Annotated in this window: 10 protein-coding genes; 8 read left to right on the forward strand and 2 right to left on the reverse strand. The window is 67.0% G+C overall.

Translation table 11 applies throughout. The features are described 5' to 3' along the window. Positions 1–91: 91 nt before the first annotated feature. The 8 genes from RT424_RS21210 (at position 92) to RT424_RS21245 (ending at position 8,620) form a co-directional block, all read left to right on the forward strand. Positions 92–589, forward strand: a complete 498-nt coding sequence (locus RT424_RS21210; RefSeq protein WP_313442287.1) for an RNA polymerase sigma factor — start codon at positions 92–94, stop codon at positions 587–589. Further along, positions 586–1,371 carry a hypothetical protein gene (locus tag RT424_RS21215; RefSeq protein ID WP_313442289.1) on the forward strand — a complete coding sequence of 262 codons (786 nt, stop codon included), beginning with the start codon at positions 586–588 and terminating at the stop codon, positions 1,369–1,371. Before RT424_RS21210 ends, RT424_RS21215 begins: the two co-directional genes overlap by 4 nt. A 44-nt stretch (positions 1,372–1,415) precedes the next feature. Beyond that, a complete protein-coding gene (locus RT424_RS21220; RefSeq protein ID WP_313442291.1) occupies positions 1,416–1,862 on the forward strand; it encodes a cation transporter in 447 nt (148 codons plus the stop codon). 59 nt (positions 1,863–1,921) lie between these two features. After that, positions 1,922–2,224: a hypothetical protein gene (locus RT424_RS21225; protein WP_313442293.1), complete on the forward strand. Its 303-nt coding sequence runs from the start codon at positions 1,922–1,924 to the stop codon at positions 2,222–2,224. Between the two features lie 70 nt (positions 2,225–2,294). Continuing rightward, the gene (locus RT424_RS21230; protein ID WP_313442295.1) at positions 2,295–3,575 is read left to right on the forward strand and encodes a TolC family protein; all 1,281 of its coding nucleotides are present in this window, start codon (positions 2,295–2,297) and stop codon (positions 3,573–3,575) included. A 3-nt stretch (positions 3,576–3,578) separates the two neighbouring features. Beyond that, the gene (locus RT424_RS21235) at positions 3,579–4,742 is read left to right on the forward strand and encodes an efflux RND transporter periplasmic adaptor subunit (RefSeq protein ID WP_313442297.1); all 1,164 of its coding nucleotides are present in this window, start codon (positions 3,579–3,581) and stop codon (positions 4,740–4,742) included. A 4-nt stretch (positions 4,743–4,746) separates the two neighbouring features. Then, positions 4,747–7,950 carry a CusA/CzcA family heavy metal efflux RND transporter gene (locus tag RT424_RS21240; protein WP_313442299.1) on the forward strand — a complete coding sequence of 1,068 codons (3,204 nt, stop codon included), beginning with the start codon at positions 4,747–4,749 and terminating at the stop codon, positions 7,948–7,950. Positions 7,951–8,056: 106 nt separating this feature from the next. Then, positions 8,057–8,620, forward strand: a complete 564-nt coding sequence (locus RT424_RS21245) for a nuclear transport factor 2 family protein (protein ID WP_313442301.1) — start codon at positions 8,057–8,059, stop codon at positions 8,618–8,620. 9 nt (positions 8,621–8,629) lie between these two features. On the opposite strand, the gene RT424_RS21250 is transcribed toward RT424_RS21245, so the two are convergent. Further along, complete coding sequence (locus RT424_RS21250; protein WP_313442303.1) at positions 8,630–9,646, reverse strand: LacI family DNA-binding transcriptional regulator; 1,017 nt, start codon at positions 9,644–9,646, stop codon at positions 8,630–8,632. Continuing rightward, a complete protein-coding gene (locus tag RT424_RS21255) occupies positions 9,643–10,926 on the reverse strand; it encodes an MFS transporter (RefSeq protein ID WP_313442305.1) in 1,284 nt (427 codons plus the stop codon). The genes RT424_RS21250 and RT424_RS21255 overlap by 4 nt, the downstream gene beginning before the upstream one ends. Between the last annotated feature and the right edge of the window lie 287 nt (positions 10,927–11,213).

An 11,213-nucleotide genomic window follows, 5' to 3' on the forward strand; every position in this document is an offset into this window, starting at 1 on the left:
CCCATCTTTCGTTCCCATAGCAAAAATCGGTGGCGCTCAAGGATGAAACGGTGCCATCGGGACGTTTCATCCTCACGGAAACGATATTTCGATGAGCACGCAGGACTTCTGCAACGAATTGACGGCATTGCTGCCACGCCTGCGGCGTTTCGCACGGGGGCTGACACAGAACGCGGCGGATGCCGATGACTTGTGCCAGGCCACCGTCGAGCGCGCACTGGTGGCGCGCGGTCAGTGGCAGGAAGGTACGCGGCTCGATGCCTGGGTGTACCGGATCATGCGCAACCAGTGGATCGACGAGACCAGGGCCCGCAGCCGCCGCGCACAGACTTTCGTGCACGAGGACGAAGGCACCGATGTGGGCGTGGCCGGGGACCGCGATGCGGAAAACCGTGTCGAGCTGGGCAATGTCGATCGCGCGCTCGCCCGCCTCCCCGCCGAGCAGCGGGAGGCGGTGGTGCTCGTGCTGGTGGAGGGCTTCGCCTACAAGGAAGCGGCCGAGATCATCGGCATTCCGCAGGGCACCCTGACGTCCCGCCTCGGCCGCGGGCGCGAGGCTCTTTTGAAGGAACTTGGAGAATCCGCATGAGCGTGACCCCCGAAGAGCTCATGGCGCTGGCCGATGGCGAATTGCCGCCCGAAGAGGCGGCGCGCGTGGCAGCGGCCGTCGCCGCCGATCCGGTCCTGGCCCGTCGGCTGGATGCGGAGCGGGCCTTGCGCTCCGCGCTGCGCGGCCATCTCGAACCCGTGGCGCAGGAGCCGGTGCCCGATGCGCTGACAGATCGGATAGCCCGTGCCGCCGCCGAGGACATCACCGGAACGGGCCGCGCCACGCCTGCCGAAGTCTTCGATCTCGCCGCCGCCCGCACCCGGCGCGAAGAGGCCGAAAAGGCCGACAGGCGCGCGGCCAAGGCCCGTCGCGTGCCGCTCTTCGCGGATCGCCGCATGGCCTTCGCCATGGCCGCCTCGCTGATCCTGGGCCTGATGCTCGGCGCACAGTTCCGGAGTGAAGGGCCGATAAGACAGACGCGACAAGGGCTGGTCGCCTCCGGTTCGCTGGCACGCACGCTGGACCGTCAGCCGGCTTCGACCGGAGAGAGCGGCGGCACGCGCGTTCTGGCCAGCTTCCAGAGGCAAGGCGGCGGCTATTGCCGCGTCTTCACCGCCGTCGCCACTTCCGGCATAGCCTGCCGGGAGGAAGGCACATGGCGGCTCGAACGAACCATCGCGGGTGACGGTGCGCAAGCGAGCGAATACCGGCAGGCCGGATCGGCGCAGGCCGAGCTGATGGCCGCAGCGCAGGACATGATGCGCGGCGATGCTCTCGATGAAGCGCAGGAGCATGCGGTAATCGAAAAAGACTGGCGTTAGAACCTAAGAAGTCCTGCCCGCAATCCAGGCGCATCGCGCGGGAGGTGCCGGAAGGGCATCCTGCGATCTCGGTTCACAGCCTGCGCAAGGCCCGCGCCAAGGGGCTGATCATCCTCGCTTTCGGCGTGGCGGTGATCGTGGAGATCGCCAACAAGATCGCCAATGGCGTGCCGCCTTCGTTCTCGCTGATGCTGGGCTTCGGCAGCCTTGCCCTGGTGGCCAATCTCGCGTGCCTTGCGTTGCTCTGGCGATTTCGCAAGGCCAACGTCAACATGTCGGGCACCTTCGAATGCTCGCGCAACGATGTCGCCGCCAATATCGGCGTTCTGGTGGCGGCGGGTCTGGTCGCAGCGACCGGCACGGCCTGGCCCGATATCGTCGTGGGCGCGATCATTGCGCTGATCTTCCTGCGCTCTGCCTGGCGGGTGCTGGCAGAGGCGGTTCCGGCCTGGCGACAAGCCCGCATGGCGCCGCACGAGACATGGAGATGACACCTCTCGCCAAAACCCTTATGCCAAGGGCCATGTCTCGTTGTGGCCTGCCTCTCCTGTTGCTGCTGTTGTCGTCCTTCATGGCGGCATCGGCGTTGCATGCGGCGGAGATCGCCGGTCCGGTAACGATGGAATGCTCCGGCTACGTCCACAGTGACGGAGACGCGGACGAATCCCAGGGTGATGCCGACAAAGGCGTGTCGCACCATCATTCCAATTGCCAGGGTGGCGCCTCGTTCCTGCCGTCCCGCGATTTGACTCCCCAGCTTCAGAGCCATCGCAAGGAGCCGGTGCGTGCCAACCGGTCGGCCGCGCTCGGCCGCTGGATTTCCGGGCCTGACCTCCGCCCTCCCATCGCCTGATTGAATCCGAACGGCCGTAGCGCGCGCATCGGCGCGTGCGGCCTGACGTCCTTCAATCAGGAATAGTTTCATGTACAGGATCATAGCGGCCTTGCTGGCCGCCACGTCGTGCGCTGCCGTCGCCCGGGCGCAGGACATCGCGGCCCCGCGCTCGGCGCAGGCTGCGACCAACGCATTCACTTTGAACGAAGCCGTCGCGGCTGCGGGCGGCAGTGCCCCGGCGATCGAGGCGGCGCAGGCCGGTATCGAGGCGGCGGAAGCCGGCCGCCGTGCGGCGGGCCTTCGCCCCAATCCCGTCGCGCAGGCGCAGATCGAGAATATCGCCGGCACGGGCGCTTACAACGGTCTAGCGAGCAGCGAGACCACGGTCGGCTTCCTGCAGACCCTCGAACTGGGCGGGAAGCGGAGTGCCCGCGTTGCGGTGGCCTCCGCCGAACTGAGCCGCGCGGAACTTCAAGCCGCGATCATCGGCGCCGATGTGCGCCTTCAGGTGACGCAGCTTTATGTCGAGGCGATCGCGGCCGAGCGCCGGCTCGTCACGGCCCGCGATCAGGCGCGGATCGCGGGCGATGCGCTGCGGGCCGCCAGCGTGCGCGTTCAGGCGGGGCGCGCTTCTCCGCTCGAGCAGCAGCGGGCGGACGTTGCCCGCGTCACTGCGGAGACGAACGTCGAGCGGCAGCACCGGCTTGCGCGCGCTGCGCGAACCAATCTCGAGCGGCGGATCGGCCGTCCGGTCGAGGGCACTCTCGATGTCGGCCTGTTGGACCGGCTTCCCCCGGCGTCTTACGGGCCGGGCTTGACCGTAACGCCGCAGGGCACACTGGCGCTTGCCGCCGCCGATGCCGATCTGGCGGTGACCGACGCCAATGTGCGGCTGGCGAGAGCGAACCGGGTGCCGAACGTGGATGTCGGGCCTTCGGTCCGGCGCCTGGAAGCCACGAACGACTTTGCCGCGGTATTTACGCTGTCGATCCCGCTACAGGTCTTCGACAATGGCCGTGCCGCCCTCGATCGGGCCAGTGCGCAGCGCACCCAGGCCGAAGCGCAGCGCCGGGTCAGCGCGCTGGATATCGAACAGGCCATCACCAATGCCCAGGCCGAGGCGGACAATGCCGCGACCGCAGCCAGGGCCGCCTCGGGGCCGGCATTGGCCGCTGCGCAGGAAGCCGCGCGCATCGCCCGTATCGGCTACCGCGAAGGCAAGTTCGGTCAGCTCGACCTGCTCGATGCGGAGCGCACGCTTGCCGAGACCCGCGTCGCCGCCATCGACGCGCTTGCGGCCTACCAGAATGCCCGCGCGCAGCTGGAGCGCCTGACCGCGCCCGCCGTCGCGCCTCAGGGAGGAAACTGATCCATGAACCGCAATAGACTCATTTATGCCGTGCTGCCGCTGTCGCTCGCGCTCGCCGCCTGCGGGGGCGGTGCCTCACAGGATGTCGCACCCAAGGAAGAGAAAGCTGGGGACGAGGCCGCTCACGCCGACGAAGGCAAGGTCACCCTGACCCAGGACCAGATCGCATCGGCCGGTATCCAGCTTGGCCGTCCGATGGTCGGCGGCTCGGCAACGCTGGAATTGCCGGCCACCATCGAAGGCGACCCCCAGGGCATGCAGGTGGTCTCCGCCGCCATCGGCGGGCGCGTGGTGGCGCTGAACTACAACCTGGGCCAATCGGTCGGGCGCGGACAGATACTGGCGGTGATCGAGAGCCGGGAAGCGGCGATGCTGAAGGGCGAAGTCGAGGCAAGCCGCGCGCGCCTGGCCTTGGCGAACGCGAACCTCGCGCGCGAACAGCGCCTGTTCGCCCAGCGCGTTTCGCCGGAACAGGATCTGATCGCCGCGCGAACCGCAGCTACCGAGGCCCGGATCGCCTACAGTCAGGCGCAGGGTCAGGTTTCCGCAGCGGGCGTTGGCGGCGGCGGGCTCAACCGCCTCGGGATTGCCGCGCCGATCTCCGGGCAGGTCATCGCCCGCAGCGTCGTGCTGGGCCAGACCGTCGATGCCGACGCCGAACTCTACCGGGTCGCCGATCTGTCGCGCGTTTCGCTCTCGCTCAATCTGCAACCGGCCGACGCGGGGCGCGTGCGCCCGGGCAATACCGTAACCGTTACGGCCTCCGGACGCACGGCGACGGCCAGGGTGACATTCGTATCGCCGGCGCTCGATGCGCAGACCCGCCTCGTGCCCGTCATCGCGTCGCTCGACAATCGCGCCGGCCAATGGCGCGTGGGAGAACCCGTGACGGCATCTGTCCAGCTTTCGGGTGCCCAGCTTTCGGGCGAAAGCGGCGACGGCCTGGTGCGCGTGCCCAGCACCGCTGTCCAGACAGTGGAGGGCAGGAGCGTCGTCTTCGTGCGCACCCGAACCGGCTTCCAGGCGGTTCCCGTAACGCTGGGCGATAATTCCGGCGGCTCCGTGATCGTTCGCGCGGGTCTGAAGGGCAGCGAGCAGATCGCCACTTCCAACAGCTTCACGCTCAAGGCCGAACTCGGCAAGGGCGAAGCGGCGCACGAGGATTGAGCCGATGATTGCCGCAACCGTCAACTGGGCGGTCCACAGGCGCTGGCTCGTCCTGCTGCTGACCGCCATCGCCGCCGTGATCGGCGCGACCGCCTTGTCCCGCCTGCCGATCGACGCCGTGCCCGACATCACCAACAACCAGGTGCAGATCAACGTCCGCGCCCCGGCATTGTCGCCGGAACTCGTCGAGAAGCAGGTCTCGTTCCCGATCGAGACCGCGCTCGCCGGTATCCCGGGCCTCGATCATACCCGCTCGCTCAGTCGCAACGGCTTCTCGCAGATCACCGCCGTGTTCGACGAGAGCACTGATATCTACTTCGCCCGCCAGCAGGTGGGTGAACGCCTTACCGGGGTAAAGGAAAACCTGCCCCCGGGCGTCAATCCCGAGATGGGACCGATCGCCACGGGTTTGGGTGAGGTCTACATGTGGACCGTGCGCCTGGAGCACCGCAAGGACGACAAGCACGTCCCCGGTGAGCCCGGCATGCAGCCGGACGGCAGCTACATCACGCCCGAAGGCGACCGCCTGACCAACGATACCGACAAGGCGACCTACCTGCGCACCGCGCAGGACTGGATCGTCGCGCCCTTGCTCAAGAACACCAGGGGTCTTGCCGGCGTCGATTCGATCGGCGGCTATTCCAAACAGTTCCTCGTGGTGCCGGATGTGCAGCGCCTAGCTGCGATGAACATAACGCTTACCGATCTGGCCGACGCGCTGGAGCGCAACAACACCAGCGTCGGCGGCGGCTTCGTCAACCGCAACGGAGAGGGCCTTGCCGTACGCTCCGATGCACTGGTGCGAAACGCGAACGAGCTGGCCAAGGTCGTCGTCGCAACGCGCGAAGGCGTGCCGATCACGCTCGGACAGGTCGCTACGGTCAAGACCGGACAGGCGATCCGCATGGGCTCCGCATCCGAGAACGGCACGGAGGTCGTCGTCGGCACCGCGATCATGCGGATCGGCGAGAACAGCCGCAGCGTCGCCACAGCCGTGGCCGACCGCCTCCAGGAGATCAACGCCTCGCTGCCGCCGGACGTGGTGGTACAGCCCGTCCTGAACCGCACCGAACTGGTCAACGCGACGATCAGGACGGTCGCCAGGAACCTGGGCGAAGGGGCGCTGCTGGTCATCGTCGTGCTCTTTGCGCTGCTCGGCAATTTCCGCGCGGCGCTGATCGCGGCGATGGTGATCCCGATCACCATGCTGCTCACCGGCTTCGGCATGCTGAGGGTGGGCGTATCGGCGAACCTCATGAGCCTTGGGGCGCTCGATTTCGGCCTCATCGTCGACGGCGCCGTCATCATCGTCGAAAACGCCTTGCGGCGCATGGCGGAGGGGCAACAGCACAAGGGCCGCCTGTTGACCGTGGAGGAACGTTTCGCCACCGTGACTTCGGCCGCGCGCGAAATGATCCGGCCGTCGGTCTACGGACAGGCGATCATCATCCTCGTCTACGTGCCGCTGCTGACGCTGACCGGGGTAGAGGGCAAGACCTTCGTGCCCATGGCCCTGACCGTCATCATGGCGCTGGCCTTCGCCTTCGTGCTCTCGCTGACGGCGGTCCCGGCGGCGATCGCCATCTGGCTTTCCAACCGCGTGGAGGAGAAGGAGGGCCGGATCATGGCCTGGCTCAAGGCACGGTACGAACCGGGTCTCGAAAGGGCGATGAAGCGGCCGACCTTGACGGTGGGCACCGGCGTCGTCGGCTTCGCCGTCGCCATCGCCGCCTTCCTGTCGCTTGGGCAGGTGTTCCTGCCGCAGCTCGACGAAGGTGACGTGCTGATCCAGGCGCTGCGCATTCCGGCCACCTCGGTTCAGCAGAGCCAGGCCATGCAGGTGCCGATCGAGCGCATGATGTCGAAGCAGCCGGAAGTGCAGTTCGTCTTTTCCAAGACCGGCACGGCCGAACTGGCCTCCGATCCCATGCCGCCCAACGCCACCGACATGTTCGTGATCCTGAAACCGCGCGACCAGTGGCCGGACAGGAGCGTGACCAAGGATGAGCTCGTCGCCCGCTTCGAGAAGGAACTGAACAGGTTCCCCGGCAATGCCTACGAGATCACCCAGCCTATCCAGATGCGCTTCAACGAACTGATCGCCGGCGTGCGCGGCGACATCGCGGTCAAGGTCTTCGGAGAGGACTTCAATGCGATGAATGCCACGGCCGAGAAGATCGCCGGCGTCCTGCGCAGGACCGAAGGGGCGGCCGACGTCAAGGTGGAGCAGACCACGGGCCTTCCCATGCTCGACATTCGCGTCAACCGCGATGCCATGTCGCGTCTGGGCGTCACGGCCCAGGATGTGCAGGATGTCGTCACGGCCACGGTCGGCGGGCGCGAAGCCGGCATGATCTTCGAGGGCGATCGCCGCTTCCCGGTGGTGATCCGCCTGTCAGAGGCCCAGCGCGCCGATATCGGCCTGCTCCAACAGGTGCCGGTGCCGGTGCCAGGCGGCCGGTTCGTACCGTTGGCCAGCGTCGCGGACATCCGTATCGTCGACGGTCCGAACCAGATCAGTCGCGAGAACGGCAAGCGCCGCGTGGTGGTTCAGGCCAATGTGCGCGGGCGCGACGTCGGCAGCGTGGTCGAAGATGCCCAGGCTGCCATCGCCAGCGAAGTCCGGCTGCCTCCGGGCAGCTATCTGGAATGGGGCGGCCAGTTCGAAAACCTCGCTTTCGCCAGAGAGCGCCTGCAACTGGTGGTCCCGGCCTGCTTCGCCCTGATCCTGCTGCTGCTCTACGGAGCGCTCGGATCGGTTCGTGATGCCGCGATCGTGTTCACCGACGTTCCCCTGGCCCTGGTCGGCGGTGTGCTCCTGCTGTTCGCGCGGGGGATGGACTTCTCGATTGCGGCAGCGGTCGGCTTCATCGCGCTCTCGGGTATTGCGGTGCTCAACGGGCTGGTGATGGTCTCGTCGATCCAGGACTTGATGCGCAAGGGCATGGACCGGGCCGAGGCCGCCCGCAGCGGTGCCATCCAGCGCCTGCGTCCAGTGGTCATGACTGCGCTCGTCGCCAGTCTCGGCTTCGTGCCCATGGCATTCGGGACCGGCGCAGGGGCGGAAGTACAGAAACCGCTCGCAACGGTGGTGATCGGCGGCCTGATTTCGGCGACGCTGCTGACGCTCTTCGTCCTGCCGACGCTTTACGCTCGCTACGGGCGCAAGGACGTGCCGCGCGATGAAGCCGAGGCGCAGATTGCGTGAGGAAGCGGGAGGAGGCATCGCCCGCGCGGTGCCTCCTCCCGTGGGGTGGCGGGTTGCCGTCGCTGACGGCACAGTGCGCGCTGACGCTAGAGGAGTGACCGGAACAATGCCGGCAATCGATGTCGAACAGGAACTCGCCGCCCTCAAGGCCAGCGTCCAGCATATCAGGGACCGGCAGGACATTCTCGACGTGATCGTCCGGGAATCGCGCGGGCGGGATCGGCACGACGAGGAACTGACGGCCGGGTGCTATTGGCCGGAAGGCGCGGACGAGCATGGCCCGGTGCCGTTCTCGGCCCTGGAATATCCCGCCAAGGCCAATCGCGGACACGCCGCGTTCTTCGCGATGAACCAGCACAACCTGGCCAACCATTCGTGCGAGATCGACGGTGATACGGCCTATTGCGAAACCTACGTCATCGGAACCCTGCTGTCGCAAGACGGCCTGACCTGCACGATGGCCGCGGGACGGTACATGGACCAGATGCAACGGCGCGACGGCGAGTGGCGGATCCTGTGGCGTCGCTCCACCGTGGAAGCCGCGATCCAGGGCGATGCCTCATGGCTCCAGACGGCGGCCGTGAAAGGCTTCCTCAAGGGAACCCGCGATCGCGGCGACTTGTCCTACGCCCGTCCGTTCGAAGTCGGCGCCCCCGGCGCGCGCTGGTAGATCCCGCCCTCAGGCCGGGCCGGTGCTTCCACGCAAGACGACTTCGTGCGGAAGCATCAGGTGCCAATCCTCGCCTCCGGCATCCTTCCGGAACTGGGGGTTCACCAGGATATCGACGGCTGCCGAGGCCATTTCGGCCTTGGGCTGGCGGACCGTCGTCAGTTGCGGCCAGGCTGCGCGGGATGAAGGCGCGTCGTCGAAGCCGCAGATCGACAATTTCTCGGGCACGGCGATCCCATGTTTCATCGCCGTGATCAGGACGCCCAGCGCCATGTCGTCGTTCGAGGCGAAAATGGCGGTCGGGCGATCCGCCATGGCCAGCAGCTTCTCCCCGAGTTCCATGCCCGAGCGCGAACTGAAATCGCCGCGCATGACGCAGGCTTCGTCCACCGCCACGCCCGCCGAGGCCATGGCCTGGCGGAAGCCTTCCTCGCGCCGTGCCGATGCGCTGTGGCTGGTCGGACCCTGAGCGAAGCCGATCCGGCGGTGGCCAAGGCCAAGCAGATACTCGGTCATCTCCTGCGCTGCGCGGCGATCGTCCATGCGCACCGTGCCCGAGGTGAGCGGGGCGGAGCTTGGCGCGACCAGCACGGTGGGCAGCCCCGTCTCCGCGAAAACCGTCATCAACGCCGGTTCGTCGCAGATCGGCGGCGCAACGATCGCGCCGTCCAGCCGCAGCGCCGAGATGCTGCCGCGCACTTGCGCCTCCCAGCCGGGCGCGCCGAGATCCACCGGCTCGACCACGAGATGATAGCTGCGCGCGCGGCATCCGAGCAGGGCGCCATGCTGGACATCCGCGGCATAGCCGGAAACGGGATCGTCGATGAACAGGCCGAGCAGGTAGGAGCGGGTGCTGGACAGGCTGCGCGCGAAGGCATTGGGCCGGTAGTCCAGCTCGGCCACGACCTTCTGCACAAGCGCCCGCACTTCCGGCCGCACATGGGCCTCGCCGTTGATCACGCGCGAAACGGTCTTGGGAGACACGCCCGCCAGGGCGGCGACGTCCTTGATCGTGACGATGCTCAAGTTCGTGCCTCCCGAGATACTGCCGGCCTTCTCGTCCGGATGCAGAGCGCGGCGAACGAGGCGATCCCCACGTAACAGACGCAAGGCAGCAGAAGCGAGGCCAGCAGTCCCACCGCGTCCGCCGCGGCCCCGGTCAGGATCGGCACGATCGCGCCGCCGACCACGGCCATGCAGAGCCACATCGAAGCCAGGGGCGCCCTGGCGCTGTCTTCCGGCATCGCCAGGGCATAGATCGTCGGATACATGATGGCGTTGCACAGTCCCACCGCGATCAGCGTGGCGGCTCCTGCCGGGCCCGGCAGGACGGCGGCCGCCGCGGTCAACCCGATGGCGGCCAGCGCGGCATAAAGAAGCAGCCGGGTTTCGGGGATGCGGGTCATAAGCCAGGCACCCGCGAACCGCCCGATCATCGCTCCCGCCCAATAGAGGCTGACCAGCCGCCCGGCGCTCACCGGCTCAAGCGCCAGTCGGCTGGGCAGCATCAGGACGTTCGTCATCAGGGTGCCGATCGTCACTTCCGCGCCGACATAAAAGAAGATCGCGCCAGTCCCCCAAAGCAGTCGATTGTCGGAAAGTACCGAGAGGATCTGCCGTGTCCAGTCACGGGGGAGGTGGTCGCCCGATCCCGATGGCGATCGCGCCAGAAGTTGCCGATGGGCTGCATAGAGCGTCGCAAGCAGGGCCAGCACCGCGCCTGTGGCGATGAAGGGAATCGCTGCTCCCGCATCGGCCCGCGCGTGCGGTGCGATTTCCGCCAGCAGGAACGGCGCGCTCGCCAGCGGGCCGAGCACGGTTCCGAGCGAGTTGAACCCTTGCAGGAGATTAAGCCTGAAGGCGGAACGGCGCGAAGGCCCGATCACTGTGACCACGGTGTTGGCTGCGATCTGGAGTATCGTCTGCCCGCCCGAAAGCAGCAGGAGCGCGGACAGAACCAGCAGGAACGCGCGCATGCCCTGTGCCAGCGCGAGCGCCAGGCAACCGGCCGACATGATCGTCAGGCCCGTTGCGATCGCGCGCATGTAGCCGATGCGAACGACGGCGAGCGCGGCCGGCAGGGCAAAGAGCAGGTAGCTGGAATGGAAGGCCAGCTGCACCAGCAGCGCGCTCTTGTAGTCCAGCGCTAGCACCGCCCTTAGCTGCGGCACTAGCAGGCTGACCGAAGCACTCAGGAAACCGCCGATGAAGAACACGCCGATGGAGAGCTGGAACAGGCGCCGGGCCACAGCTTCCGGGGCGGCGGAAAGCGCATCGTGCGGTGGGGAAAGCGTCATGGCGAACATCTATGGCACTCGGCAGGGGATGGCAAACGGGGGGCAAACCGGGCCCGACCGGCAAAGGGATGGGCTCCCGGAACCCGCAACTTGAAATCCACCGCTCGGAATTTCACGCGTTGGAATTCCAGAATCTGACATCGATGTCAAATCATTGCCACTTTGGTTCCGAATGCTCTTGACATCGATGTCAGATGCAGGCCATCAGCCGCTCACAAAGTACAAAACCATCTGGGAGGATGACATGACGAGGCATGATCTCGTCGCGGGCACGGCGCTCGCGGCTTGCCTTTTTT

Source organism: Novosphingobium sp. (assembly GCF_032093395.1).
Taxonomy (GTDB): domain Bacteria; phylum Pseudomonadota; class Alphaproteobacteria; order Sphingomonadales; family Sphingomonadaceae; genus Novosphingobium.

Bases quoted from the DNA above. Each gene is read 5' to 3' on its own strand.
- RT424_RS21245 (WP_313442301.1), top strand. From the start codon at position 8,057: ATGCCGGCAATCGATGTCGAACAGGAACTCGCCGCCCTCAAGGCCAGC.
- RT424_RS21240 (WP_313442299.1), top strand. From the start codon at position 4,747: ATGATTGCCGCAACCGTCAACTGGGCGGTCCACAGGCGCTGGCTCGTC.
- RT424_RS21210 (WP_313442287.1), top strand. From the start codon at position 92: ATGAGCACGCAGGACTTCTGCAACGAATTGACGGCATTGCTGCCACGC.
- RT424_RS21215 (WP_313442289.1), top strand. From the start codon at position 586: ATGAGCGTGACCCCCGAAGAGCTCATGGCGCTGGCCGATGGCGAATTG.
- RT424_RS21235 (WP_313442297.1), top strand. From the start codon at position 3,579: ATGAACCGCAATAGACTCATTTATGCCGTGCTGCCGCTGTCGCTCGCG.
- RT424_RS21230 (WP_313442295.1), top strand. From the start codon at position 2,295: ATGTACAGGATCATAGCGGCCTTGCTGGCCGCCACGTCGTGCGCTGCC.
- RT424_RS21255 (WP_313442305.1), bottom strand. From the start codon at position 10,926: ATGTTCGCCATGACGCTTTCCCCACCGCACGATGCGCTTTCCGCCGCC.